24 protein-coding genes are annotated in these 24,774 nt (G+C 59.1%); 15 read left to right on the top strand and 9 right to left on the bottom strand.

What is annotated here, in order from left to right; all coding sequences use genetic code 11:
• Positions 1-6: 6 nt before the first annotated feature.
• The 8 genes from leuB (at position 7) to ACKXGA_RS05215 (ending at position 7,705) form a co-directional block, all read left to right on the top strand.
• On the top strand, positions 7-1,080 hold the full coding sequence (leuB, locus tag ACKXGA_RS05250; RefSeq protein WP_423730237.1) for a 3-isopropylmalate dehydrogenase: 1,074 nt from the start codon (positions 7-9) through the stop codon (positions 1,078-1,080).
• Between the two features lie 245 nt (positions 1,081-1,325).
• The gene (locus ACKXGA_RS05245; protein WP_423730236.1) at positions 1,326-2,213 is read left to right on the top strand and encodes a putative manganese transporter; all 888 of its coding nucleotides are present in this window, start codon (positions 1,326-1,328) and stop codon (positions 2,211-2,213) included.
• 245 nt (positions 2,214-2,458) lie between these two features.
• The gene (locus tag ACKXGA_RS05240; RefSeq protein ID WP_423730235.1) at positions 2,459-3,349 is read left to right on the top strand and encodes a Cof-type HAD-IIB family hydrolase; all 891 of its coding nucleotides are present in this window, start codon (positions 2,459-2,461) and stop codon (positions 3,347-3,349) included.
• Positions 3,346-3,834, top strand: coding sequence for a DNA-deoxyinosine glycosylase (locus ACKXGA_RS05235; protein WP_423730234.1), 489 nt, complete (start codon positions 3,346-3,348; stop codon positions 3,832-3,834). Before ACKXGA_RS05240 ends, ACKXGA_RS05235 begins: the two co-directional genes overlap by 4 nt.
• A gap of 185 nt (positions 3,835-4,019) precedes the next feature.
• Entirely contained in the window at positions 4,020-4,643 is a 624-nt protein-coding gene (locus tag ACKXGA_RS05230; protein WP_097773504.1) for a 5-bromo-4-chloroindolyl phosphate hydrolysis family protein, read from the top strand.
• A gap of 131 nt (positions 4,644-4,774) precedes the next feature.
• The gene (locus tag ACKXGA_RS05225) at positions 4,775-5,929 is read left to right on the top strand and encodes a toxic anion resistance protein (RefSeq protein ID WP_242885986.1); all 1,155 of its coding nucleotides are present in this window, start codon (positions 4,775-4,777) and stop codon (positions 5,927-5,929) included.
• Between the two features lies 1 nt (position 5,930).
• Entirely contained in the window at positions 5,931-6,692 is a 762-nt protein-coding gene (locus tag ACKXGA_RS05220) for a LemA (RefSeq protein ID WP_423730233.1), read from the top strand.
• Positions 6,689-7,705: a TPM domain-containing protein gene (locus ACKXGA_RS05215; protein WP_154276742.1), complete on the top strand. Its 1,017-nt coding sequence runs from the start codon at positions 6,689-6,691 to the stop codon at positions 7,703-7,705. The genes ACKXGA_RS05220 and ACKXGA_RS05215 overlap by 4 nt, the downstream gene beginning before the upstream one ends.
• 61 nt (positions 7,706-7,766) lie before the next feature.
• On the opposite strand, the gene upp is transcribed toward ACKXGA_RS05215, so the two are convergent.
• The 5 genes from upp to ACKXGA_RS05190 form a co-directional block, all read right to left on the bottom strand.
• Entirely contained in the window at positions 7,767-8,393 is a 627-nt protein-coding gene (gene upp, locus ACKXGA_RS05210) for a uracil phosphoribosyltransferase (RefSeq protein WP_035393712.1), read from the bottom strand.
• 22 nt (positions 8,394-8,415) lie between these two features.
• Positions 8,416-8,862 (bottom strand): ribose 5-phosphate isomerase B, encoded by a 447-nt coding sequence (rpiB, locus tag ACKXGA_RS05205; protein WP_005931511.1) that lies wholly within the window; start codon positions 8,860-8,862, stop codon positions 8,416-8,418.
• An 8-nt stretch (positions 8,863-8,870) separates the two neighbouring features.
• The gene (gene tsaB / locus ACKXGA_RS05200) at positions 8,871-9,602 is read right to left on the bottom strand and encodes a tRNA (adenosine(37)-N6)-threonylcarbamoyltransferase complex dimerization subunit type 1 TsaB (RefSeq protein WP_005931509.1); all 732 of its coding nucleotides are present in this window, start codon (positions 9,600-9,602) and stop codon (positions 8,871-8,873) included.
• Positions 9,599-10,024, bottom strand: a complete 426-nt coding sequence (tsaE, locus tag ACKXGA_RS05195) for a tRNA (adenosine(37)-N6)-threonylcarbamoyltransferase complex ATPase subunit type 1 TsaE (protein ID WP_423730232.1) — start codon at positions 10,022-10,024, stop codon at positions 9,599-9,601. Before tsaE ends, tsaB begins: the two co-directional genes overlap by 4 nt.
• A 184-nt stretch (positions 10,025-10,208) precedes the next feature.
• A complete protein-coding gene (locus ACKXGA_RS05190; RefSeq protein WP_423730231.1) occupies positions 10,209-11,411 on the bottom strand; it encodes a hypothetical protein in 1,203 nt (400 codons plus the stop codon).
• 275 nt (positions 11,412-11,686) lie between these two features.
• Here ACKXGA_RS05190 and ACKXGA_RS05185 point away from each other — a divergent pair, with 275 nt between their 5' ends.
• The gene (locus ACKXGA_RS05185) at positions 11,687-12,904 is read left to right on the top strand and encodes an FtsW/RodA/SpoVE family cell cycle protein (protein ID WP_223384138.1); all 1,218 of its coding nucleotides are present in this window, start codon (positions 11,687-11,689) and stop codon (positions 12,902-12,904) included.
• A gap of 59 nt (positions 12,905-12,963) precedes the next feature.
• Here ACKXGA_RS05185 and ACKXGA_RS05180 read toward each other — a convergent pair whose 3' ends face one another.
• Complete coding sequence (locus ACKXGA_RS05180; RefSeq protein ID WP_097770449.1) at positions 12,964-14,079, bottom strand: leucine-rich repeat domain-containing protein; 1,116 nt, start codon at positions 14,077-14,079, stop codon at positions 12,964-12,966.
• Between the two features lie 325 nt (positions 14,080-14,404).
• On the opposite strand from ACKXGA_RS05180, the gene ACKXGA_RS05175 reads away from it, so the two are divergent.
• The 4 genes from ACKXGA_RS05175 (at position 14,405) to ACKXGA_RS05160 (ending at position 17,514) form a co-directional block, all read left to right on the top strand.
• Positions 14,405-15,286 carry a YitT family protein gene (locus ACKXGA_RS05175; RefSeq protein ID WP_154276738.1) on the top strand — a complete coding sequence of 294 codons (882 nt, stop codon included), beginning with the start codon at positions 14,405-14,407 and terminating at the stop codon, positions 15,284-15,286.
• 10 nt (positions 15,287-15,296) lie between these two features.
• The gene (locus tag ACKXGA_RS05170; RefSeq protein ID WP_423730230.1) at positions 15,297-16,232 is read left to right on the top strand and encodes a GTP-binding protein; all 936 of its coding nucleotides are present in this window, start codon (positions 15,297-15,299) and stop codon (positions 16,230-16,232) included.
• A 276-nt stretch (positions 16,233-16,508) separates the two neighbouring features.
• Positions 16,509-16,826: a CidA/LrgA family protein gene (locus tag ACKXGA_RS05165; protein ID WP_423730229.1), complete on the top strand. Its 318-nt coding sequence runs from the start codon at positions 16,509-16,511 to the stop codon at positions 16,824-16,826.
• Positions 16,807-17,514: an LrgB family protein gene (locus ACKXGA_RS05160; RefSeq protein ID WP_186850867.1), complete on the top strand. Its 708-nt coding sequence runs from the start codon at positions 16,807-16,809 to the stop codon at positions 17,512-17,514. The genes ACKXGA_RS05165 and ACKXGA_RS05160 overlap by 20 nt, the downstream gene beginning before the upstream one ends.
• Before the next feature lie 55 nt (positions 17,515-17,569).
• Here ACKXGA_RS05160 and ACKXGA_RS05155 read toward each other — a convergent pair whose 3' ends face one another.
• The 3 genes from ACKXGA_RS05155 to uxaC form a co-directional block, all read right to left on the bottom strand.
• Positions 17,570-18,922, bottom strand: coding sequence for an MATE family efflux transporter (locus ACKXGA_RS05155; RefSeq protein WP_097770444.1), 1,353 nt, complete (start codon positions 18,920-18,922; stop codon positions 17,570-17,572).
• 108 nt (positions 18,923-19,030) lie between these two features.
• The gene (locus ACKXGA_RS05150) at positions 19,031-19,756 is read right to left on the bottom strand and encodes a transglycosylase domain-containing protein (RefSeq protein WP_423730228.1); all 726 of its coding nucleotides are present in this window, start codon (positions 19,754-19,756) and stop codon (positions 19,031-19,033) included.
• Between the two features lie 165 nt (positions 19,757-19,921).
• On the bottom strand, positions 19,922-21,355 hold the full coding sequence (gene uxaC / locus ACKXGA_RS05145; RefSeq protein ID WP_223454916.1) for a glucuronate isomerase: 1,434 nt from the start codon (positions 21,353-21,355) through the stop codon (positions 19,922-19,924).
• A gap of 317 nt (positions 21,356-21,672) precedes the next feature.
• Here uxaC and ACKXGA_RS05140 point away from each other — a divergent pair, with 317 nt between their 5' ends.
• Together ACKXGA_RS05140 and ACKXGA_RS05135 are read left to right on the top strand one after the other, a co-directional pair.
• Positions 21,673-23,187, top strand: coding sequence for a tagaturonate reductase (locus tag ACKXGA_RS05140; RefSeq protein ID WP_097770441.1), 1,515 nt, complete (start codon positions 21,673-21,675; stop codon positions 23,185-23,187).
• Positions 23,188-23,273: 86 nt separating this feature from the next.
• Positions 23,274-24,764, top strand: a complete 1,491-nt coding sequence (locus ACKXGA_RS05135; protein ID WP_097770440.1) for a UxaA family hydrolase — start codon at positions 23,274-23,276, stop codon at positions 24,762-24,764.
• The last annotated feature ends 10 nt before the right edge of the window (positions 24,765-24,774 follow it).

Here is a 24,774-nt window from a genome sequence, read left to right as displayed (position 1 = left end):
TTTCCCATGGAAAAAAACATTGCTGTCATCTGGGGCGACTGCTCCAGCCCCGAGATCGTGAAACAGACCATCCGGGTGCTTGATAAGGTGGCTGAAAAGTATGGCCACACCTTCCACTATACCGATGCCGCCATGGGCGGCGAAGCCATTGACAAGTACGGCGACCCGCTGCCTCAGCACGAGCTGGACAAGTGCCTTGCTGCGGACAGCGTCCTGCTGGGTGCCGTGGGCGGCCCCAAGTGGGAGGGCCTGCCCGGTGAGCAGCGCCCGGAAAAGGGTCTGCTGCGCCTGCGCGCGGGCATGGGCCTGTACTCAAACAACCGCCCCGCTAAGATCTGGCCCCAGCTGGCCCCGGCCAGCCCCCTGAAGCCTGAGATCGTGGCACAGGGCATTGACTTCATCATCGTGCGGGAGCTGATCGGAGGCGTGTATTTCGGCAAGCACGAGACCCACACCCTGGAGAACGGCGAAAAGCAGGCCATCGACTCCATGCCCTACTCCGAGCACGAGATCGAGCGCATCGGCCGCATCGGCTTCGAGACCGCCCAGAAACGCCGCAAGAAGCTCTGCTGTGTGGATAAGGCCAACGTGCTGGATACCAGCCGCCTGTGGCGCAGTGTGATGCACCGCCTGCAGGCCGAGTACCCGGACGTGGAGTACAGCGAGATGTTCGTGGACAACTGCGCCATGCAGATCGTAAAGAACCCCGCGCAGTTCGATGTCATCGTCACCGAGAATATGTTCGGCGATATCCTCTCCGATGAGGCTTCCATGATCACCGGCTCCATCGGCATGATCCCGTCCTCCTCTTTGGGTGATGGCACCCGGGGCCTGTACGAGCCCATTCACGGCTCGGCCCCCGACATTGCGGGCAGGGATATCGTCAACCCCACCGCCTGCATCCTCTCTGCCGCCATGATGCTGAGCTACTCCTTTGGCATGACTGAGGAAGCCGATGCCATTGAGAATGCTGTGAACAAGGTGCTGAACAAGGGTCTGCGCACGGCAGACAACATGAGCGAAGGCTGCACCTGCCTGGGCTGCACCGCCATGGGTGATGCGATCCTGGCCGAGATCTGATCTGAAATGAATAGCCCTCTCTGTCAGCGTGAACGCGCTGCCACCTCTCCCGAAGGGGGAGCTGGCAAGGCCTGCGGCCTTGACTGAGAGGGCATTTTCGTTCTCCCAAAAACAAAAATGCAAACTTTTTGCAAATTCCTCTTGCAATTTGCATCCGAAGCGTGTATAATCTCCCTTGCACGAAAATGCAAATTGATTGCAATTTACTGCAATAAAGCACATTACAGTTGTTTTTGGAGTATCAAATGGAATTGTTTCTGGATGTTCTGGGCGAATCTCTGGTGGACACCGCCAAGATGCTGCCCTTCCTGTTTTTGGCCTATCTGTTCATTGAATATGTGGAGAACCGCCACGGCGAGCGCATCGAAGCCATTCTGGCGGGGGGTGGGCGCTGGGGCTCTGTTCCGGCGGCACTGCTGGGCTGTGTGCCCCAGTGCGGTTTCTCTGCCATTGCGTCCAATTTCTATGCGTCCCGGGTCATCAGCCTGGGCACGCTGATGGCCGTGTTCCTCGCCACCAGTGATGAAGCGGTTCCGCTGCTGGTCTCCATGCCTGCCTACTGGGATAAGCTGGTGCTGCTCATGGTCATCAAGGTGGTGTACGCCATTGCGGTGGGCCTGGTGCTGGATTTTGTCCTGCGGGGCGTTCTGCCCAGGAGCCTGCGGGGCGGCTATACCGGCAGCGCCGATGAGATCGACTGCCACGAGGAGCACAGCGATGAGGAGGGCAAGCCCGCCCCCATCTGGAAAGCCGCCCTTCGCCACACGCTGGAGATCTTCGTGTTCATCTTTGCGTTCAGTCTGGTGTTCGGCCTCATTGTGGAGGGCGTGGGCGAGGATGTCTTTGCCGACGCTCTGGGCCGGATGGGTTTCTTCCAGCCGGTGGTGGCCGCACTGGTGGGGCTGATCCCCAACTGTGCCGCCAGCGTCCTGCTGACCCAGCTCTATGTGGAGGGAGCCCTCCGCTTTTCCAGTCTGGTGGCGGGGCTGTGCACCGGCGCAGGCGTGGGCCTGGCTGTTCTCTGGCGGGCGAACCCCTCCTGGAAACAGAACCTCTTCATCACCGGCCTGACCTGGGCCGCCGGTGCGGCTGTGGGTGTTGGGATCCAGATCGTGGTAGCCATTTTCGGTTAAAGTAAAATATTCAGTCAAAACGCCGTTTCGGGATATCCCGGAGCGGCGTTTTGTGTTATACTAGACAGTATCAAAACGATAAACTGGCTCACCCTCTCCGTCATCGCTTGCGCGATGCCACCTCCCCCAAAGTGGGAGGTCTTGACAGTCATTGGGAAGTTTCCGATTATGTCAAAAGCTCTCCCTTTGGGAGAGCTGGACGCGAAGCGGCCTGAGAGGGTGAGGATGCTGAAATAGGAGCAACGATGCAATATAAACTTCTGGCAAGCGATTTCGACAATACCCTTGTTCCCTTTGGTGAGCCCTGCCCCCGCCCGGCGGTGGTCAAGGCCGTGAAAAAGATGCAGGCCGCAGGCGGCAAATTTGTGCTGAGCACCGGCCGCGGCTACTGCGTGATCAACAAGCAGCAGCTGGGCGGCATCCGGTTCGACTACGCCATCACCAACAACGGAGCCTGCGTGGTGGACAGGGACGGCGCGATCATCGCCGAGCACCCGATGACCAATGAGGAAATGTACGCACTGGTGGATTTCTGCGAGGATTACAACTACCCCCTGCAGTTCAATTTCCGGGATGGATACTATGCCTACTGCGAATACGAGAGCCTCCGGGATTTCTACGCCCAGCTGGGCGGCAGCGGCCTGATCTGCAAGGACGGCGAGGATCAGGACCGCCATCTCATCGATATGCCCCATGCCGCCTTTGCCTGCCTGCCCGATGAGGCGCTGGAGGCGTTCAACCGGAAGTACGGCCACCTGAACCTCCGCTTTATGATGGTGGGTGCTGTGCGTGAGGGCAGCTGGCACTGCTATGATATCGTCCGGGAGGGCATTGATAAGGGGGTGGGTCTGGCTGACCTGTGTGAAACCGTGGGTCTGACGCTGGCCGATGCTGTTTCGGTGGGCGATTCCGCCAATGATGTGGGAATGCTGAAGGCGGCGGGACTGGGCTGCTGCATGGCCAACGGTTCAGACGATGCCAAGGAAGCCGCAGACCGCATCATCGGGGATGTGCGGGAGGACGGCCTTGCCGCCCTCATTGAGGAGCTGTGGTTCAACGGCCCCCGTGCGGAGCCCTCGGGCCATGAACTTGGCTCCCCCTGGGGCCAGATGGAAGCCGCGGAGGAAAAGCAGTGAGCTTTGCACCGGTCTACAACGAGCACAGCCGGGCGCTGATCCTGGGCACCTGGCCCAGCCCCAGGAGCCGGGAAATGTCCTTCTACTACGGCCACCCGCAAAACCGCTTCTGGCCCATGCTGGCGGCCCTGACCGGGGAACCTGTGCCTGCCCGGGAGGACATCGAAGCAAAAAAGCAGATCATCCTGCGTCACGGGCTGGCCCTGTGGGATACGCTGGAAAGCTGTACCATCACCGGCGCGTCGGATGCGTCCATCCGGGACGTGGTGCCCAATGATATTGCCGGTCTGCTGGCAAAAGCGCCCATTGAGGCTGTTTTTTGCAACGGGGCCACGGCATATAAGATCTATACAAAGTATCTCGAGCCGGTCAGCGGCATCCCGGCGGTCAGGCTGCCCAGCACCAGCCCCGCCAATGCCGCCTGCAGGCCGGAAAAATTACGGGAGATCTGGCAGAAAGAATTGGCGAACTGGATTCTGCCTTGAATGCCGCGCGGACTTACCCGATCTGCCAGGGGCTCCCCTATGAGGGGAGCTGGCGCGCAAGCGCCTGAGAGGTTTGACATTTCGATTTCAAACCTGTAAATAATTCGTGAAACGCTTGCGCCCCGCTGGAAAAGGATTTATTATGGAAGATACAGGGGGCGCAGCTCCCGGAAAAGGAGGAACCCATGAGCAAGATCATTCGCACCCGGAAGCCCAGTGTCCTGCCGTACTATGCGGCGGCGCTGGCATTTGTGGTGCTGTGCGCTGTGCTTCCGGTCTATCGGCTGTGGGCACTGCTGGCGGCGCTGGGCGCGGCTGTGCTGGCCTTTGCCGGGGCCAAAAAGATCTGCCCGCCCCGGGTGGTGGAAACGGAAGTGCCCTTCCATACCGGTGTGGACGATGTGGATGCCATGCTGACCGAGATGCAGCAGCAGCTGGACACCCTCCATGCCCTGAACGAAGCCCTGCCGGACCCGCAGCTCTCCGCCGCCATGGCCCGGATGGAAAAGGCGGGCCGCTCCATTGTGGAAACGGTGGAAGCCACCCCCGCCAAGGCAAAGCAGGTGCGGCGGTTCGCCAATTACTATCTGCCCGATGCCGTGAACGTGCTGCAGCAGTATGCCAAGCTGGCAAAGCAGGGGGTGCGGGGCGAGAATGCCGCCTCCATCCGCGCGGAGGTGGAGCGCAATGCAGCCTCCATTGCCACGGCATTTGAAAATCAGCTGGATGCCCTGTATGCTGCCGAGAGCATGGACCTCTCGGCAGACCTGACCGTTTTGCAGAATATGCTGAAAGGGCAGGGATTGTAACAACCCTCTCAGTCAAAGCCTGACGGCTTTGCCAGCTCCCCCGAAGGGGGAGCCCTTGGCAAACCGGTTAGAAAATAGCGCACGCCGATAGGCGGCAGGCGCTGTCGTAATTGGAAAGGATGGAATCAACAATGGCTGACAACAACACTTTGAACTTCGACCTCGATGCTCCTGCAGTGCCCACCCTGACGCTGGACCCCACCCCGGAGGCAGCTGAGGAGAAAAAGCCCGAGCCCGCCCCTGCGGCCCAGCAGCCGGAGGTGCAGCTGACCCCTGAGGAGCAGGCAATGGTGGATTCCTTTGCGGAAAAGATCGATATCACCAACAGCCAGCAGGTGCTGCAGTATGGCTCCGCCTGCCAGAAGAAGATCGGCGATTTCTCCGAGGCTGCTCTGGCCAAGGTGTCCACCAAGGATCTGGGCGAGGTGGGTGATATGATCACCAACCTCATCGGGGAGCTGAAGAGCTTTGATGCCAATGAGGAGCAGCAGAAGGGCATTCTGGGCTTCTTCAAAAAGAAGAGCAATGAGCTGGATAACCTGAAGACCAAGTACAACAAGGCCGAGACCAACGTGGAGAACATCCAGTCCATGCTGGAGGGCCATCAGGTCCAGCTGCTGAAAGACATCGCCATGCTGGATAAGATGTATGAGCTGAACATGGCCTACTTCAAGGAGCTGAGCATGTATATCCTGGCCGGCAAGAAAAAGCTGGCAGAGGTCCGTGCAAACGAGCTGCAGCAGGCCATGGACAAGGCCAAGCAGTCCGGCCTGCCCGAGGATGCTCAGGCCGCCCGTGATCTGGCGGACCAGTGCGAGCGCTTTGAGAAAAAGCTGTACGATCTGGAGCTGACCCGGAACATCAGCCTGCAGATGGGCCCCCAGATCCGCCTGCTGCAGAACAACAACACCATGATGGCTGAAAAGATCCAGTCCACCATCGTCAACACCATCCCGCTGTGGAAGAACCAGATGGTGCTGGCGCTGGGTCTGGCCCACACTCAGAAGGCCATGCAGGCCGAGCGTGCTGTGACCGACATGACCAACGACCTGCTCAAGAAGAATGCCGATGCCCTCAAGATGGGCACCATCGAGACCGCCAAGGAGAGCCAGCGCGGCGTGGTGGATATCGAGACCCTGCAGCAGACCAACAAGAGCCTGATCGAGACCCTGGACGAGCTGAACAAGATCCAGACCGAGGGCCGCGCAAAGCGTGTGGCTGCCGAGCAGGAGCTGACCCGCATCGAGGACGAGCTGAAACAAAAGATGATGGAGATCCGGAGCTGAAATGGCAAACGCTGATTTTTCCAGAGAACAGAATCAAACGCCCGGCGGCTTTGACAGCGGCAGCTACCGCGAGGCAAAGCGCCCGGACACCGAGGCAGTGCGCCTGACCCCCTTGCAGCAGAAGCTGGCCGGGCTGGAAAAGGCGCTGCCCGCCGAACTGGCAAAGCAGGGCACAGCCCTTGTGCTGAGCGTGGTGGTGATGCTGGCGGCGTTCGCGGGCTTTGGCGGTGCCAAGGTCAGGGGGAAGTATAACGAGGCCCGCCAGTGGTTCACCACCGGCATTTCGGCCGACAACGGTTATGCCCTGAGCGAGGAGCTGACCACCCGTGCCAACACGGCAGCAAATATCATCACCACCGGCGCAAACACGCTGGGGGCCGACAGCGCCGAGGTGCAGGCCGCACAGGCAGCGCTGGATGATTTTTCTGCCTGCCTGGAAGCAGTGCAGAACGGCAGCAAAAAGCAGTCCCTGACCTCGCTGCCCTATTATCAGGGCAGTGCCATGCACGCCCTCTATCAGGCCAATGAGGCTTTGGGCACTGTGATCGACCAGCTCTACGCAAAAATGCAGGAGCAGGCCGCTGACCCTATGAAGATGGGGGCAGTGCAGGGCCAGTACGGCCAGTTCAACAGCGCCGGCACCATCATTGGTAATCTGCAGTACAATGATGCAGTGTATGAGTATCAGAACGATGTCGGCGGCTTCCCGGCCAGTATGCTGGGCAGGCTGTTCGGCGTACAGGAGGTGGAACCCTTCGCATGAAAACGATGAAACGATTTGCCGCCCGCATCTGCGCCCTGTTCGTGGTGCTGACCGTCAGCCTGACGGCTTTGGTGCCCGCCGCCTTTGCGGCCACTAAGGCCCAGCTGCCCGATCTGCCCAGCAGTCAGTGCGTGGTGGATGATGCCAACATCCTGAGCAGCAGCACAAAAACGGCCATTGAGAACCTGAATGCACAGCTCACCCAGCAGTGCGAGGGTGCACAGATCGGCGTATTGACTGTGGATTATACGGGAAGTTTATCCACGGAGGATTACGCCGTGCAGGCCGCCAACACCTGGGGGCTGGGCAGCTCCAGCAAAAACAACGGTGTGCTGATCCTGCTGGTCATGCAGTCCCAGCAGTACGCCGATGGCGACTATTACCTTGCCACCGGCGACGGCTTCCGCAATACCACGCTGGAAAAGCAGGCCAGCGCCATTGCCCAGACCATGGAGGATTCCTTCGCGGCGGGCGATTATGACGCGGCTGTGACCACCTGCGCCAACAATGTGGCCAGCACCATTGCCGATCTCTACGGTGTGACCCTGAGTGGAACCACCGGCACGGTCAGCAATGGCAATACGGATGGTTATAACAACGGGAATGATTACTATGAGGCCCCGGCAGCATCCTATCAATCGCCCTTCCTCACCCTTCTGGCAGTGGTGATCGTGGTGTTTGCCCTGACCTCCATCTTCGGCGGCATCCGGCGCGGCTTTGGCGGCGGCGGGTTTGGCCCCTTCTTCGGTTTCGGGCTGGGCTACGGCCTGGGCAGCAGACGGCGGCGCAGACCTCCGTATGATGATTGGGGCCCCGGCGGCCCCCGTGGCCCGCGCGGGCCTAGACCGCCCCGCGGCGGCGGGCCGCGTCCTCCCCGTGGGGGCGGCGGCTTTGGCGGTGGTTCCTTTGGCGGCATGGGCGGCGGACGCTCCGGCGGCAGCTTTGGCGGGGGCGGCAGCTTCCACGCAGGCGGCGGCTCCTTCCATGGCGGCGGCGGTGGCCGCGGGCGGTAATATCTGAGTAAACAAAAAGTGGACGGTTCACACGAACCGCCCACTTTTTGTTGATTCAGATTTACTTCGTGCCGTAGATGCGGTCGCCGGCATCGCCCAGACCGGGAACGATGTAGCCGTTCTCGTTCAGGTGGTCGTCCTTAGCGCCCAGGTAGATGTCAACATCGGGGTGAGCCTTGTGCAGGGCCTCAATGCCTTCCGGAGCAGCGATCAGACCGATGAACTTGATGCGCTTTGCGCCGTGCTTCTTGATCTGGGTGATGGCATCAATGGCGCTGCCGCCGGTTGCCAGCATGGGGTCCAGAACCAGAACGTCACGCTCGGCGATATCCTGGGGCAGCTTGCAGAAGTATTCCACGGGCTGCAGGGTCTCCTCGTTGCGGTACAGGCCGATGAAGCCGACCTTTGCAGCGGGCAGCAGGGTCAGCATACCATCCAGCATACCCATGCCTGCACGCAGGATGGGTACCAGAGCCAGCTTGCGGCCTGCCAGCACCTTGGTCTTTGCCATGGTGATGGGGGTCTCGATCTCGACCTCCTCCATGGGCAGGTCACGGGTGGCCTCGTAGCACAGCAGGGTTGCGATCTCGCCGACCAGATCACGGAACTCCTTGGTACCGGTCTGCTTGTTGCGCAGGATGCTCAGCTTGTGCTGCAGCAGGGGATGCTCAACGATCATAGGGGTCATAAATACACGCTCCTTTTTATGTTTATCGGGTTTCGATTGCCATCAGTTTTGCAATGCGCTTTTCGTGGCGGCCGCCCTCAAACGGGGTGTTCAGGAACAGATCCACCAGCTGGCAGGCAAGGCCGGGGCCGACAACGCGGCCGCCCATGCACAGGGCGTTGGCATCGTTGTGGCGGCGGGTGTACTCGCAGCTGAAGCTGTCGGAGCAGCAGCAGGCGCGGATGCCCTTGACCTTGTTGGCGGCCATGCTGATGCCGACACCGGTGCCGCAGAACAGCAGGGCTTTGTCGCACTGGCCGCTGACCACAGCGTCACAGGCAGGCAGTGCCATGTCGGGGTAATCCACGCTGGCAGTGCTGTGGGTGCCAAAGTCGATATACTCCAGCCCCAGCTCGTCCAGATGAGCCTTGACGGCTTCCTTCAGTTCAAAACCGCCATGGTCGGCGGCAAGCGCAATGGGTTTTGCCATGAGAAATTTCAATCCTTTCCGTTTTCCGTATCGTTGTTCCGGGCAGCGGCCTCGGCAGCAAGGCGCTCGGCGCGTTCCCGCTCGGCCTGGCTCAGGCGGTGATAATCCGGCAGCAGGGCCTCAGGCAGAACGGCTTCGCCTCGCTGGGCCATCTGCTTGGCCACCAGGGCCACGGCAGCGGCCCGGCCGCCCCGCAGCTCCGGCGGAACAGTGAGCACGCCCGGAACATTGCTGTATTTATTATAGCACAGAGATGCGCCATCACCAACAAAAAACAGGGGCTTTTTGCAATTTTCTACAAATTGGGCAAGGTCAGCCACAGCCCGGGCATCATCATCCAGCAGGCGGGTGTGGGTGGCCAGGTCAAAAGCGGCGCTGTACACCTGGGCACGGCGGGCATCCAGCGCGCAGAGCACGGTGCCCTCGCCGGTGTGGGCAGCGGCCAGCGCTTCCAGCGTGGAGACCGGGGCACATAGGGTCTCGCGGGGGAAAGCCAGCCCCTTGACGGCGGCCAGCCCGATGCGCAGGCCGGTAAAGCTGCCGGGGCCTGCGTTCACACCGAACAGGTCGATGTCTGCACAGGTCAGGCCGCACAGCTTCAGGCAGTGATCCACCAGCGGCATCAGGGTTTCGCTATGGGTCATGCCGCCGTCCAGATAGCACTCGTACTTCAGGCGGTCGTCCTGCAGCAGGGCCACGCCCAGCGTTTTACCGGCGGTGTCTACGGCTAAGATATTCATACGCTGACCCCCTCGATGGTGATGCGGCGGGTGGTGTCATCCACCCGGTCAATGTTGATGTGGATCGGGTTTTCCGGGGCCAGCAGGTCGGCGAAGTTTTCGCTCCACTCAGCGGCCACAATGGCACCCTGATCCAGATAATCGTAAAAACCGGCGGCACACAGGTCGTTCTCGGTGGAGATGCGGTAGAGGTCGAAGTGGGCCAGCGGGCGGGGACCGCGGTAATAGTTGACGATGGCAAAGGTGGGGCTGCTGACCGGGTCGGTGCAGCCCAGCCCCTCGGCCAGGCCCTCACAAAAGGCGGTCTTGCCCGCGCCCAGACCGCCGGTGAAGGCGATCAGTGCCCCGTCCGGCAGCACTGCCGCCAGCTTCCGGCCAAGCGCCACCGTTTCTTCTCTGGAGTGTGTAATATATTCGCTCATAGGATACCTCGATTATTTGATCAAACTTCAGGAGTTCAGCAGAAACGAAACCGTTTTGCCAAGGGCTCCCCTATTAGGGGAGCTGTCGCCGCAGGCGACTGAGAGGTTTAATCGTAATACAAAAGGGATGACAGAAGCTTCTGCCATCCCCCAGTATAATATAAATCGAGCAAAAGTGCAACGCTCAAGCGGCCTGCTGTACTACCTGCGGGGCAGGTGCCGCGTTCGGTTCGATCAGCCGGACCCCAACATCACCGAACAGCAGCGGGTAAGCTGCCGCCGCATGGGGGCGCTTGCCGCCCTGCGCGTTGTACCAGACCAGATCATCCGCACCATAGGTATCCATGGAGTGCTGAACGGATTCCTGCAGGGTCTGGCCCAGGATCAGGTGGTTGACGGTATCCCACAGCATACTGCGGGAATACACGGTGTAGACGTTGTTCACATAGCCTGCCACTGCTTTGGCACCACCGGCCAGCAGGGCATCGGCCATGGAGGTATCCAGACTGCCGCTCACGCCAAGGAACTCACAGGTCTCGGAGAGCACTACGGTGTCCTTAAGCTGGCCGCCCCGGTATGCCGCCCGGAAAAAGCTGGGCGTGATGCAGTACAGGCCGTTGATCTTGATGACCCGGTGGGTCAGCAGATCGATGCCGTAGTAGAGGTCCTTGTAGAAATCCGATTCCTCCGTCAGCAGGATGACCGGCTCGGTACGGGTCTGTTTGAACAGAAAACCGGAGGTGTAGGTGTAGTAGGAGCCGTGGGCGCTGAGGATGCACAGCCCGTAATCGTTCATCCGTTTCAGGTCAGAGACGGTGACCGTGCTATCGATTCGGGTGTGCAGGCCCATCGCGGTCCAGAAGCCCTTCATATAGGAGTAGTACGGGTAGCGGGAGCTGTTCACGGTGTTGTCAAAGGCGTAGTAGATCATGGCGCTGCCCAGATCCCCCTGCGGGGCGTTGGACATTTCGTGCAGATCCACAGCGGGCAGTTCGGAAAGGGCGAAGGGTGTGTTTTCCTCGTCCGGGTCCTCCACCAAAACGCCGCCCAGCGCGCCGCAGCTGTAGGCAAAGCTGACCATGCCGTTTTCTTCGTCCACATGGAGAGAGCGCGCCGAAACAAGCCCTTCCTCGGCCAGCTGCTGCAGCTGTGCCACGGCGGCATCCAGCCGCTGGGCACGGGTCATCTCAGCGTAAGCGTCGCTGCCGGTCAGGGCGGTCACGACGCTGTCGGCCTGCTGCATCTCCCGGGCATCGGCAGTGGTCAGCGTAGTCTGGGCCACGGTGTCGGCTGCCTGTGCGGCAAAGGCAGAAGCAGGGAAGAGCGCGGAAATAAAAACAGTCAGTGCGCAGAGCGCGCACAGAAAGCGATGAGAGTTTGTTTTCATCTTGGAAGTTCCTCCGGAAAAATCCTGCCGAAAAAGCAGGTCTCCAGCTTCCATTTTAGAAGGTGGAGGGGGCTTTGTCAAGGCTGCGGCAAATATTTTGCAGAGTTGTCACAGGATGAAAAGATCTGTGGAAAAAACTTCCGCAATCTTGCGCAAAAATGGGTGGTGCGGTATACTTATATAACATAATGGAGCAGTATACGCCCTCTCCGGCATTGCGGACGAGCGAAGCAGACCTGAGCGGGCGATCCAATGAAAGAAAGAGGTGTTTTCGTTTGGAAAACATTCGGCGCTACTTCAAGCGCACCGATAAAACTTACCTGCTGCTGTGCATCTTCAGCAGCGTAATGGCTGTGACAGCACTTTCGAGCTGGGCAGCCAAGCAGGGCAATGGCTTTGCCGTGGATGAGATCACCGGCCAGATCACCGGTCTGGGCGATTACCGCCGGGCGGCGGTGCAGGCGGGTGCAGCCCTCATCGGGCTGGTCATTGCGGTGCTGCTGTCCAACATCGATTACCGCAGCCTGGTGAAGGTGTGGCCGGTGCACGTGGCCCTGACCTGGGGCATGGTGCTGCCCACGCTGGTGCTGCGCAATGTGAGCATCGGCCCGCTGACCATCGGCTATAACGCGGGTGATACCGACAACTATTCCTGGTACAAGCTGGGGGGCTTTACCCTGCAGCCCACAGAGCTGGCCAAGATCAGCTTTATCCTGACTTTTGCCATGCACCTGAACAATGTGCGCACCCGGCTCAACGAGCCAAAGGAGCTGGGCAAGCTGCTGCTGCATCTGGCAGTGCCCATCCTTATCATCCATGTTCAGGGCGACGACGGCACCGCCATCATCTATGCCATCATCGGCTGCTGCATGATGTTTGCGGCGGGCCTGAGCTGGAAGTATATCCTGGGGGCGGTCTCGGCGGCGGCAGTGGCTATGGCGACGGCGTTCGCCTTTTTCAGCGATAAGATCGGCAAGGGATACCAGTGGTACCGCATCCTTGCCGTCATCGATCCCGATAACAAGACCGGCTGGGCCCCCAGCGAGACCATCTGGAAGAACATCATCTACCAGCAGCAGCGCGGCGAGATCGCGCTTGGTTCGGGAGGCATCTTTGGCAACGGGCTGTTTGGCGGCAGTTATTACAGCGTGCCCAACGCCCACAACGATTTCATCCTGAGCTGGATCGGCAACGCGGCGGGCTTTGTGGGCTGCTGCGTGGTGCTGGGCGTGCTGTTTGCACTGGTCATCAAGACCTTCCTCACCGGTGCCCGCAGCGAGGATCTGCTGGGCACCTTCATCTGCGCGGGCATCGGCGGCGCTCTGCTGGCCCAGATCGCCGTGAACGTGGGCATGAACTTGCGCGTCCTGCCCGTGATCGGTGTCACCCTGCCGTTCTATTCGGCGGGCGGCAGCTCGGTGCTGATGCTGTACATCTGTGTGGGCCTGGTGCTCTCGGTCTATACCCATAATACCAAAAAGCTGTTCGGCTGAGCCGGAACAAAACGCGGCCCCGGAGAGAAGGAAAAACTCTCCGGGGCCGCTTTTGTGTGTCAGCCAAAGGTATTGCGCAGCTTGTTGGCAAGCCGTTTCAGCAGATCTGCTTCCGTGTAAGCCCGCAGGTATTCCACATCCAGCGCACTACCCTCCGAAGCAGGGGTGTTCTGAATGTTCAGAAAACGCAGGTCAGGAGAATGGGCAAGGATCTGTTTGCAGAGCTTTGTGGTGACCCTGGTGTGATTTGTCAGGTTCAGACAGACCAGATCGGGCAGCTGGGACAGGGGCGAATAATCAATTTCTTTGTAAAGCCCGCTTTGCCCGACCCCGAGGCCGAGATCAAGAACGGCAAGATTGGTCTGAGCCAGCGGCTCCAGACTGGGAACTGCTGTGCCGGAACTGAGGGAGAGATAACGCAGTGCCGGGAGTTTGGTGACCGGTTCCAGTGAAACGATCCTGTCGTTTGAAGAGAGGGTCAGCGATTCCAACTGTTCCAGACCTTCCAGAGGTGTCAGGTCGAGGGTGCCGCATTCGGTCAGGGAGAGTTGTTTCAGCTGGGACAGGTGAGAAAGCGGCTCCAACGTTTCGGGCCGTGCCCCGTTCATGCTGAAGCGTTCGAGATGGGACAGCTCTTCAACGCCGGAAAAGTCCGTGAACGCCTGATTGGCCGTCGGCGAGGTGGAATAGGAAAAGGTTTGCAGGCTGTCGAAATACTGAAGATCGTGCAGAGAGACCAGCGCAGGAAGCGGACTTTCTTTTCCGACAGCCGATATCTCCTGTTCCAGTGTGGCATCTCCCTGCTGGGCGGTCACGGTAACGATGGTGATCGTGCCCGAATCGCCCTCAAACATGGTTCGTTCGGTGATGGTGAGCGTGTTAAGGCCCCAGACATCGCTGCGGCTGATGGTGCCCTCCGGGCGGTTCAACAGGAGCCGGACAGCGGCCTCTGTTCCGGCATCCTCCCAGACAATGGGAGCGTCCTCACTGTGTTTGACTTCTATGGTGAAAAGCGGTGTTTCCAGCGAAGCAAGATATTCTTTCAGAGCGGTATCATATTCCGTTTGAGGGTTGGAAATGGTGGATGCTTTGGAAAGCGAAAGGTAGTCAGAACAGCCGCACAGCAGAACCATGCAGGCGGTCAAAAGAGCAAAGATGTGAGAGCAGCTTTTCATACCGTTCCCTCCTTTCATGGAAACGAACAATGCGGAATAAGAGCCATTGCACTCTCTTTCGGTTTTGGAGGAAAATACCATTCCATTCTGATTTTATTGTAATGGACGATGGGAGGTGCGTCAAGAAAAGAAGGAACCGTTTCCGATGGGAGAACCGCTGAAATTTGAGAAAGAATTTTGGTGGAGTTGACAGTTTTCACCCGCAAAAGACGGCGTGTGTGGAATTTGCCCTTGACCCCGGGGCGTTCCGTGTTACAATATTTCCGGTGCAGCCTGTCTGTTTGGGCTGCGGAACACAAAAAAGGAGTATTGAACGGTAAATTTTATGGATACGAACGCGGAATCTTCCATGCGGAACAAGATCGTTGAATATGTCAAGCAGTATGCATTGATCACGCTGAGCATTTCCATCATGTCGGTGGGTGTGTACTTTTTCAAATTCCCCAACAACTTTGTCTTTGGCGGCGTGACCGGTATGGCGGCGCTGGCGGCCAAGCTCACCCCGCTGTCGGCTTCGGCCTTTTCCTCGGCGGCCAACATGATCCTGCTGGGTGTGGGCCTGATCTTTCTGGGCAAAAAGTTTGCCATGACCACCGGCTATGCCACTGTGGTCATGTCGCTGGAGCTGATGGCGCTGGAAAAGATCTGCCCCCTGCGCGGCCCCTTGAGCAACCAGCCCATGCTCGACCTGCTGTTTGCCATTGCCCTGCCGGCCATTGCGTCGGCTCTGCTGTTCAATGTGGGCGCTTCCTCCGGCGGCACGGATGTCATTGCCCTCATCGTGGAAAAGTATACCCACATCCACAACGTGGCAGTGGCGCTGTTCCTGACCGACCTGTTCATGGTCATTGCGGCCTGCTTCGTGTTCGACCTGTACACCGCCCTCTATTCCTTCGTGGGTCTGACCGTGAAATCGCTGGTCATTGATGCCGTGCTGGAAAAGATCAAGATGTGCAAGGCCATCCTCATCGTCTGCGACGACAGGAAACCCATCTGTGATTTTGTCATGCGCAAGCTGATGCGCGGCGCAACCTATACGCCCTGCTTCGGCGCATATACCGACAAGCCCCACTACATCATCTACACCACCCTGACCCGCCGCGAGGCCGACCAGCTGCAGGATTTTATCCACAAGCAGCACCTGAACGCCTTCATGTCCATGCTGAGCACCACTGAGGTGTTCGGCAAGGGCTTCAACCACGCATAAGGAGGAACGTATGGTACAGGTTGATCTCATCACCGGTTTTCTGGGTGCGGGCAAGACAACGTTCCTGCGCAGATATGTTGCGTATCTGACCGCACAGGGGCATCATGTCTGCATTCTGGAAAATGACTTTGGCGCTGTGAACGTGGATGCCATGCTGGTGCAGGATCTGCTGGGGGAACGCTGCGAGATCGAGACCATCAGCGGCGGGTGTGATTGTGATACCCATCAGCGCCGGATGCGCACCAAGCTCATCTCAATGGCCATGCGCGGGTTCGACCGGGTGGTGGTGGAGCCCAGCGGCATTTTTGATGTGGACGAGTTTTTTGATGTCCTGCGGGATGAGCCGCTGGATCGGTGGTATACACTGGGCAATGTGTTTGCCGTTGTGGATGCCCTGCTGCCCGAGACGCTTTCCCCGCAGGCAGAGTACATTCTGGCATCGGAAGCCGCCAGCGCCGGACGCATCCTGCTCTCCCGCAGTCAGCTGGCCACCCAGACCCAGCGGGAGAGCGCCATCGACCACCTGAAGCGTGCCCTTGCGGCCTGCAAGTGCAGCCGCACCCTGACGGAAGAAGATTTTCTGATCAAGGACTGGGCCGACCTGGAGGATGCAGATCTTGCGGCGCTGGATGCCTGCGGCTATCAGCATACCGACTGCGAAAAGCTCTGCTTTGATGCGCACGATGCATTCGGTTCGGCGTATTTCCTCGAGCTGGGCCTGCCCCGGCAGCAGCTGGAAGCGCGCATTCCCAGCCTGTTCACGGATGCTGCCTGCGGCCGGGTGCTGCGGGTCAAGGGTTTTGTGCAGGATGCCGCCGGCTGGGTGGAGCTGAATGCCACCGCAGACGGCCTGACCGCGGCTCCCATTCCGGCAGGGCAGGAGGTGCTCATCGTCATCGGCGAAGGGCTGGACAAGGAACGGATCGAAGCTGTTTTGCGGAACTGAGGGAGCGTGCGGGAAACACAGAAAAACACCGCTTTGCGGTGCATCGGCCCGGCAGATCGCGGCACATGGGTGTGCGCTTTCTGCCGGGCCCTTTTCTTTTCCACAGTTTTTCCGGCAAAATATAACAATCCTTGTCAGATATTGCTGTTGCGCCCCCGGAGGTTTTGGGCTATAATTTTGACTTAGCTGTTAGACAAGGGGGATTTTTTTACGAATTATCTGTTTCAATTTGCGCGTATCCTTGCGTTTTGCTTTCTGGGGGAAGTATGTCATGCTGTGCTGCCGCTGCCGGTTCCGGCCAGTGTGTACGGGCTTGTGCTGCTGCTGCTGGCCCTGAACTTCCGGCTGATCCGGCTGGAGGATGTAAAAGAGGTGGGCGTGTTTCTCACTGGTATCTTCCCGCTGCTCTTTGTGCCCGCCGCCGCAGGCGTGATGGAGCTTTGGGCGGAGATGGGGGAGATGCTGCTGCCCATCATCATCGCCATCATCCCGGTCACGGTTCTGGTCATGGTGACCGCCGGAAAGACCACCCAGGCTTTGAGCAACCGCAAAAAGAGCAAGGAGGCTGCTGTCAATGATGGAATTGCTGAATGAGTTCCTTTCGGGCTCTGTTGCCTGGGGTGTGCTGCTGACACTGGCCGCCTTTGCACTGGGAGCCCTTGTGAACAGAGTGACCGGAAAGGCATTTTTTAACCCGCTGCTGCTGGGTGCGATCTTTGTGATCGTTTTCCTGTCGGTATGCGGCATCCCCTATGCCGATTACAAGGTCAGCGCCGCCCCGGTGAACTACCTGCTGCTGCCCGCTACCGTGGCGCTGGCCATCCCGCTGTATGAAAAGCTCGACCTGCTCAAGGCAAACGCCGCCGCCATCATTGCGGGCATCTCGGTGGGCACGCTGGTCAGCCTGGGCAGTGCGCTGGCACTGGCACTGGCGCTGCACCTGACCCAGGAGCAGTACGCCACCCTGCTGCCAAAATCCGTGACCACCGCCATCAGCATGGATGTAGCTGCAGAGCTGGGCGGCATTGCAGCTCTGACCGGTGCCATCGTCATCCTGACGGGCATTGTGGGCAACCTGCTGGCCGAGACGGTCTGCAAGGCGTTTCACATCACCGACCCCATTGCCAAAGGTGTGGGCATTGGCACCTCGGCCCATGCCGTGGGTACCAGCAAGGCTCTGCAGATGGGCGAGGTGGAAGGTGCCATGAGCGGCCTGTCCATCGCTGTGGCCGGTGTGCTGACCGCAGTGCTCTGCCCGGTGTTCGTAAGCCTTATTGATTGATCGCATAAAAACACCCCTCTCCGCTGTGCGGCCGCACGGACGGAGAGGGGTATTTTTATGCGTTCTCTTTTTTCAGAACTCTGGTCACCATGAACACACAGTAGAGCAGTGCCAGACCCCAGGCAATGGGGTTGGCAATGCAGATGCCGAAGTAGCCCAGACTATGAACGGCCAGCCAGCCGCAGAGCGCGCGGCCGATGAGCTCGCCCACACCGGAGATAACGGCCTGCACACTGTATCCCAGACCCTGCAGGGTGTTGCGGAAGACCATCAGCAGGCCGTTGATGCAGAACAGCACGCTGATCACGGTCAGGTATTCCACAGCACCGGAAGTCACGGCAGGGTCGGCATCGCCCAGAACAAGGCCCACGGCCCAGCCCTTGACGAAGAAGAGCACCACCCAGGCAGCCGCGCAGTAGCACAGCTGGAGGATGCAGCCATCCCGGATGCCCTGCCTGACGCGGTCAGTGCGGTGGGCACCGTGGTTCTGGCCGACATAAGTTGCCATAGCCGTGCCCACGCTTGCCATGGGCACGGTGAACATCTGGCGAATCTTCTCACCGGCGGTCTGGGCGGCCACGGCGGTGCTGCCCAGCAGGTTGATGGCATCCTGCATGATGAAGGCACCGATGGCAGAAACGGAATACTCAAAGCCCATCGGAAGGCCGATATAGGCCAGCCGCCCGCAGTGCCCCGCCGAGAGGACACAGTTTTCCCGGGTGAAATGGATGCCCTCCACCCGGGTGAAGAACCACCAGGTGCAAAGCAGGCCGCTGAACAGCTGGCTGACAACGGTGGCGATGGCTGCGCCCTCCACGCCCATACCCAGCGGTACGATGAACAGCCAGTCCAGCCCGATGTTCAGGAAACTGGAGATTAGCAGGAAATAGAATGGGTGCTGGGAATCGCCCAGACTGTGCAGGACGGTGGAGGTGTAGTTGAACAGCATCGTGGCCGGAATGCCGAGGAAGATGATGCGGATGTAGGCCACCGCGTCCGGGAACAGCTCGGCCGGGGTGTGGATGAGCTGCAGCAGCGGGGCAGCAGTGAGGGTGGTGACGATGGTGAACACCACGCTCAGGACCACGCAGAGGACCGCGCCGTTGAACAGATACTTGTGCATATCCTCGCTGTCCCTTGCACCAAAGCTCTGGGCCACCGGGATGCCAAAGCCCGTGCAGGAACCCAGCACAAAGCCTAAAATGAGAAAATTCAGAGAGTAGGTGGTGCCCACCGCGCCCAGTGCATCGGTGCCCAGACAGCGCCCCACAATGACGGTGTCCACAAAGCTGTACAGCTGCTGGAACAGGGTGCCCAGCACCAGCGGCAGGGCAAATTTCAGGATCTGGGGCAGCGGCCTGCCCACCGTGAGGTCGGTGGTGCCGGAACCCTTTTTGGTTTTTTCCATAAGTTTTACATGCTCCCTCCGGGTTTGATCTGCCACTAAGGATATCATGGCATCCGCTCCCGGTGTTAGCATTATTTTATGGAAAACCCGGATAAATTCTGGTTTTTCTCACCAAAGGGGCAGGGAACTGACTTCATCCCGGAGCTCCAGTGCCTGGGTGTGGGTCAGCTTTTTGGCGCGCTCCATCCGCTCCACTACCACAAGTGCGCGCCTGCGGGCCAGATCCCCGTTGGCGGCGTAGACCGAGGGCGCGTTGGGCAGGCCGGCCAGTACCACACACTCGGCGCGGGTCAGCTCCCGGGTGGGTTTGCCAAAGTAGCCCTGCGCAGCCTGCGCCACGCCGGACCACTGGTTGCCGAAGTAGCAGCTGCCGGCGTACATCTCAAAGATCTGCTGCTTGGAGTAGTAATCCTCGATGTCCCTGGCGGCAAACATCTCCGCTGCCTTGCGGGCCATCTGCTTTTCCTGGGTGAACAGCTCGTTCTTGGCCAGCTGCTGGGTCAGGGTGCTGCCGCCCTCGGCCAGAGAGCGGGTGCGCAGGTCGGCCCAGAGCGCCCGGACAATGGCTGCCGGGTCGATGCCGTGGTGCCTTTCAAACCGGCTGTCCTCCACGGAAATGACCGCGTCGATATAGGTCTGGGGCAGCTGGTCACAGCTGGCAAAGCCGGGCCGGGAGCTGATCTCATCATAGAGGCCGGCAATGGGCTTTTGCGCCGCTGTGGCGCGGTAGAGCCGCCAGCCCTGCACACCCAGTGTTCCGCCAATGACCACCAATACAAACAGCGCCGCCAGCAGCAGGCAGCTGAGCAGCCGCTTTACAAAACGTTTCAGCATCTTCACGTTCCCCTTCGGTTTTGATTCAACGTTATCCTACCCGATTTGACGGCAGAATGCAAGTTACATTTTTGTGAATACGGCTGCACAAGAAAAAAGCGCCCTGCCGGGGCGAACCGGCAGGGCGCTTTTACGAGTTATGGAAAGGGGATGCAGAGACGCTGCTTACAGAGCGAAGTAACGCTTTGCGTTGTCGAAGCAGATGCCCTTGATGATCTTCTCCAGAGCCTTCTCATCGTTGGGATACTCGCCATCCTCGACCCACTGGCCGATCAGGTTGCACAGGATGCGGCGGAAGTAGTCGTGGCGGGTGTAGCTCAGGAAGCTGCGGCTGTCGGTCAGCATACCAACAAAGTTACCCAGCAGGCCCAGGTTTGCCAGGCTCTTCATCTGGTTCTCCATGCCGATCTTCTGATCGTTGAACCACCAGCCAGAGCCGTGCTGGATCTTGCCGGGGATCTCATCATTCTGGAAGCAGCCCAGAATGGTGCCGATCTGCTCGTTGTCAGCGGGGTTCAGGCTGTAGATGATGGTCTTGGGGCACTCATCGGTGTCGTTCAGGGCGCTCAGCAGAGCAGCGATCTCGCCGCCGCACTTGGCAGTGTTGATCATGTCGAAACCGGTATCGGGTCCCAGCAGGGCGTTCATCTTACGGTTGACACCGCGCAGGCAGTTGTAGTGCATCTGCATGGCGATGTTCAGGCGGTGATACTGCTTGCCCAGGTGGATCAGGATGTAGGTCTGGTACTTCTCAGTCTCTTCAGCGGTCACAGCCTCACCGGCCATAGCCTTCTGGTAGATGGCGTTGACCTCTTCCTTGGTGGCCTCACGGTAGGGCACATAGTCCAGGCCGTGGTCAGATGCGCGGCAGCCCATCTCGGCAAAGAACTCGATGCGCTGGGTCAGAGCGTCGGTGACGCAGTTGATGCACTCCAGCTTTTCCTTGCCAACGGCCTGAGCCAGCTTGCCCATGTACTCCACGAAGCCGGGCTTCTGGATGTTGAGGGCCTTGTCGGGGCGGAAGGAGGGAGCAACGGTGAACTTGATGGAAGGATCTTCCTTGATCTTCTTGTGCCATGCCAGATCATCGATGGGGTCGTCGGTGGTGCCGATGAAAGCAACATTGGACTGCTCGATCAGGCCGCGGACAGTCATGCTGTCGTCGTGCTGCAGCTTGTCGTTGCACAGGTTCCAGACTTCCTCAGCGGTGTCGCCGTTCAGCACACCCTGATAGCCGAAGTACTTGCGCAGCTCCAGGTGGCACCAGTGGTACATGGGGTTGCCAACACACATGGGCAGAGCCTCAGCAAACTTCTGGAAACGCTCGCGGTCGGGCTTGGTGCCGGTGATGTACTCCTCAGGCACGCCGTTGGAACGCATCACGCGCCACTTGTAGTGGTCGCCTGCCAGAGAGCCGTCGGGCTGGCGGCCGCCCAGCCACACCTGAGCGATGTTCTCAAAGCGGCGGTTCTCGTAGATCTCCTTCGGGGAGATATGGCAGTGATAGTCGCAGATGGGCATATCAGCAGCGTAGGTGTGATACAGATGCTGAGCCACAGGAGACTGGAGCATGAATTCCTTGTCCATAAATGCTTTCATGGGTCGAAAACTCCTTTTCATTCTAATGTACTAATATATCACTATGGGGTACCTTTAACAGCGCCCGCGCAGGGCGTGTTAAGCCTATCTTTAGTATAGCGGAAAACGATAATGTATACAACTGAAAAACTGACAAATTTTCAGACTTTTCCTTGTAAAAAACGCTGGAATTTATAAAAATGGCCTGTTTTGGGCCAAAAATCTAGCAAAAAACACTTGACTTCTTTGTATACAACAGCATACAATAGAGACAGAATGTGGGGCACAAAGGGGTGCCCCAGAGAGAAGCAAAGCAAGCAAAAAGGAGAACACGTGATATGGAAACTTTGAATTACAAGGTTCTGTCTGAGACCGGCTACAACGGCTACATCCTCAAGGATGCCCCTGTCAAGGTCATGCAGTTTGGCGAGGGGAACTTCCTGCGCGCATTCGTGGACTATTTCTATGATATTGCCAACGAGAAGGCCGGCTACAACGGCAAGGTCAAGCTGGTGCAGCCCATCGGCAACTTCCCCCAGATGGCTGACTGGATCAACGAGCAGGAGGGCCTGTACACCCTGTACCTGCGCGGCAGCGAGAAGGGCCAGAAGGTGGATGCAAAGCGCGTGATCTCCTGCGTGTCTGACTGTGTCTGCCCCTACATCGATGGCAAGTGGGATGAAGTGCTGGCTCTGGCCCGCTCTGAGGATCTGGAAACGGTTGTATCCAACACCACCGAGGCTGGTATCGCTTACACCCAGGGCGACAGCGCGTTCGATCAGGTTCCTCCCAACAGCTTCCCCGCAAAGCTGACCCGCGTGCTGTACGAGCGCTACAAGGCATTCAACGGTGCTGCGGATAAGGGTCTGGTCATCCTGAGCTGCGAGCTGATCGACAACAACGGCAAAGAGCTGAAGAAGTGCTGCAACAACTACGCCAAGGACTGGAATCTGGAAGCTGAGTTCATCGACTGGATGAACAACGCCAATACCTTCTGCTCCACTCTGGTGGACCGCATCGTTCCGGGCCGCATCCGTGACCCCAAGGAGCTGGCTGCCATGGAAGAGGCCAACGGCTACCACGATCAGGTGCTGGATGTCGGCGAAGTCTTCGGCGTGTGGGTCATCGAGGGCCCTGCAGGTCTGGAGGACAAGCTGCCGTTCAAGAAGGCCGGTGTCAACGTCATGGTCGTGCCTGATGTTACCCCCTACAAGAAGCGCAAGGTCCGCATCCTGAATGGTGCACACACCGGCTTTGTTCTGGGCGCATATCTGGCTGGCTTCGACATCGTCCGTGACTGCATGCACAACGATACTGTCCGCGGCTTTATGAACAAGATGCTGCATGAGGAGATCATCCCCACCCTGCCTCTGGACAAGAAGGATCTGGAAGAGTTCGCTTCCGCCGTTGAGGACCGCTTCAACAACCCCTTCGTCAACCACGAGCTGATGAGCATCTCCCTGAACTCCACCTCCAAGTGGAAGGCCCGCAACATGCCTTCCTTCCTGGCTTACATTGAGGAGCAGAAGCAGCTGCCCAAGTGCCTGACCATGTCTCTGGCCGCTTACATTGCCTTCTACTCCAATGATATCCAGGAGCGCACTGCCGACGGCCTGATCTGCAAGCGCCCCGCAGGCAACACCTACAAGATCCAGGATGACGCATGGGCATTGGACTTCTACTATGCACACAAGGACGACACCGACGCTCAGCTGGTGCACGCCGTTCTGACCAACACCCAGATGTGGGATCAGGATCTGACCAAGATCGAGGGCCTGGAGGCCGCTGTTCTGGCTGATCTGGAGCTGATCCGCACCCAGGGTGCCGAAGCTGCCTACAAGAGCTGCCTGTAAGCTGGAATATCACCTGCACAACAAGGGGCTGCTGCTTTGGGCAGCGGCCTCCTTGTGCTTTGTAAATGTCATTAAGGAGAATAACTATGCCGCAGGCGATTCATATCAGCCCCATTGACAACGTGGTGGTTGCACTGCACCCCATTGCCAAGGGTACTCTGGTGGAGGTGGACGGCCTTGCCGTGACCGCGCTGGAGGATATCCCTCAGGGCCACAAGATGGCAGTAAAGCCCATCAAGAACGGTGAAAATGTCATCAAGTACGGTTTCCCCATCGGTCATGCCACCGCCGATGCCGAGCCGGGCACTTGGATGCACACCCACAATGTCCACACCAACCTGTCCGGTGAGGTGGAGTACAGCTATCACCCCGCCCCCGACCTGGCCCCCCTGCCCAAGGTGGAGCCTGAGACCTTTATGGGCTTCCGCCGCAAGGATGGCCGTGCCGCCATCCGCAACGAGATCTGGATCATTCCCACGGTCGGCTGTGTCAACGACATCGCCAAGAAGATGGTGAACGACAACCAGGATCTGGTCACCGGCTCCATTGAGGGCCTGTACACCTTTACCCATCCGTTTGGCTGCAGCCAGACCGGCCACGACCATGCCCAGACCCGCAAGCTGCTGGCCGCGCTGGTCCGCCACCCCAATGCCGCCGCTGTTCTGGTGCTGCATCTGGGCTGCGAAAACCTGCAGCACGATCAGTTCGTGGAAGAGCTGGGCGAGTATGACCACGACCGGGTCAAGTTCCTGACCTGTCAGGATGTGGACGACGAGTTCACCGCCGCCCGTGAGATCCTGAAGGAGCTGGCTGCTTACGCCGGTCAGTTCAAGCGTGAGCCTATCCCTGTGAGCGAGCTGGTGGTCGGCATGAAGTGCGGCGGCTCGGACGGCCTGTCCGGCATCACCGCCAACCCCACCATTGGCCGCTTCTCCGACATGATGGGCCAGCGCGGCGGCTCCACCGTCCTGACCGAGGTGCCCGAGATGTTCGGTGCCGAGGGCTTCCTGATGGACCGCTGCATCAACAAGGAGGTATTCGTCAAGGCCGAGCACATGATCAACGGCTTCAAGGAATACTTCATCAGCCACAACGAGGTGGTTTACGACAACCCCTCTCCGGGCAACAAGCAGGGCGGCATCACCACCCTGGAGGACAAGAGCTGCGGCTGTGTCCAGAAGGGCGGCACCGCCCCCATCATGGATGTCATCGGCTACGGTGACCCCGTGGTGACCAAGGGCCTGAACATGCTCTACGGCCCCGGCAACGATCTGGTGTCCGCAACGGCCATGACCGCTGCAGGCGCTCACCTGATCCTCTTCTCCACCGGCCGCGGCACCCCGTTCTCTGCCCCGGCCCCCACCCTGAAAATCTCCACCAACACCCCGCTGGCCGAGAAGAAGTCCGGCTGGATCGACTTCAACACCGGTGTCATCGCGGATGGTGAAAAGACCATCGATGAGGCCGCCCACGACCTGCTGGATCTGGTCATCCGCGTTGCAGGCGGTGAGCAGACCAAGGCCGAGAAGCACGGCTTCCGCGAGATCTCCATCTTCAAGGATGGCGTTGTTCTTTAATTGAAAAATG

It is taken from the genome of Faecalibacterium hominis (ex Afrizal et al. 2022), assembly GCF_049545105.1.
In the GTDB taxonomy this organism is placed as follows: domain Bacteria; phylum Bacillota; class Clostridia; order Oscillospirales; family Ruminococcaceae; genus Faecalibacterium; species Faecalibacterium duncaniae.
This window is presented reverse-complemented; position numbering and strand designations above follow the sequence as displayed.

Excerpts from the sequence above, each read along its gene's own strand:
- leuB (WP_423730237.1), top strand. The coding sequence starts at position 7 with ATGGAAAAAAACATTGCTGTCATCTGGGGCGACTGCTCCAGCCCCGAG.
- ACKXGA_RS05245 (WP_423730236.1), top strand. The coding sequence starts at position 1,326 with ATGGAATTGTTTCTGGATGTTCTGGGCGAATCTCTGGTGGACACCGCC.
- ACKXGA_RS05240 (WP_423730235.1), top strand. The coding sequence starts at position 2,459 with ATGCAATATAAACTTCTGGCAAGCGATTTCGACAATACCCTTGTTCCC.
- ACKXGA_RS05230 (WP_097773504.1), top strand. The coding sequence starts at position 4,020 with ATGAGCAAGATCATTCGCACCCGGAAGCCCAGTGTCCTGCCGTACTAT.
- ACKXGA_RS05225 (WP_242885986.1), top strand. The coding sequence starts at position 4,775 with ATGGCTGACAACAACACTTTGAACTTCGACCTCGATGCTCCTGCAGTG.
- ACKXGA_RS05220 (WP_423730233.1), top strand. The coding sequence starts at position 5,931 with ATGGCAAACGCTGATTTTTCCAGAGAACAGAATCAAACGCCCGGCGGC.
- ACKXGA_RS05215 (WP_154276742.1), top strand. The coding sequence starts at position 6,689 with ATGAAAACGATGAAACGATTTGCCGCCCGCATCTGCGCCCTGTTCGTG.
- upp (WP_035393712.1), bottom strand. The coding sequence starts at position 8,393 with ATGACCCCTATGATCGTTGAGCATCCCCTGCTGCAGCACAAGCTGAGC.
- rpiB (WP_005931511.1), bottom strand. The coding sequence starts at position 8,862 with ATGGCAAAACCCATTGCGCTTGCCGCCGACCATGGCGGTTTTGAACTG.
- tsaB (WP_005931509.1), bottom strand. The coding sequence starts at position 9,602 with ATGAATATCTTAGCCGTAGACACCGCCGGTAAAACGCTGGGCGTGGCC.
- tsaE (WP_423730232.1), bottom strand. The coding sequence starts at position 10,024 with ATGAGCGAATATATTACACACTCCAGAGAAGAAACGGTGGCGCTTGGC.
- ACKXGA_RS05190 (WP_423730231.1), bottom strand. The coding sequence starts at position 11,411 with ATGAAAACAAACTCTCATCGCTTTCTGTGCGCGCTCTGCGCACTGACT.
- ACKXGA_RS05180 (WP_097770449.1), bottom strand. The coding sequence starts at position 14,079 with ATGAAAAGCTGCTCTCACATCTTTGCTCTTTTGACCGCCTGCATGGTT.
- ACKXGA_RS05175 (WP_154276738.1), top strand. The coding sequence starts at position 14,405 with ATGGATACGAACGCGGAATCTTCCATGCGGAACAAGATCGTTGAATAT.
- ACKXGA_RS05170 (WP_423730230.1), top strand. The coding sequence starts at position 15,297 with ATGGTACAGGTTGATCTCATCACCGGTTTTCTGGGTGCGGGCAAGACA.
- ACKXGA_RS05160 (WP_186850867.1), top strand. The coding sequence starts at position 16,807 with ATGATGGAATTGCTGAATGAGTTCCTTTCGGGCTCTGTTGCCTGGGGT.
- ACKXGA_RS05155 (WP_097770444.1), bottom strand. The coding sequence starts at position 18,922 with ATGGAAAAAACCAAAAAGGGTTCCGGCACCACCGACCTCACGGTGGGC.
- ACKXGA_RS05150 (WP_423730228.1), bottom strand. The coding sequence starts at position 19,756 with ATGCTGAAACGTTTTGTAAAGCGGCTGCTCAGCTGCCTGCTGCTGGCG.
- uxaC (WP_223454916.1), bottom strand. The coding sequence starts at position 21,355 with ATGAAAGCATTTATGGACAAGGAATTCATGCTCCAGTCTCCTGTGGCT.
- ACKXGA_RS05140 (WP_097770441.1), top strand. The coding sequence starts at position 21,673 with ATGGAAACTTTGAATTACAAGGTTCTGTCTGAGACCGGCTACAACGGC.
- ACKXGA_RS05135 (WP_097770440.1), top strand. The coding sequence starts at position 23,274 with ATGCCGCAGGCGATTCATATCAGCCCCATTGACAACGTGGTGGTTGCA.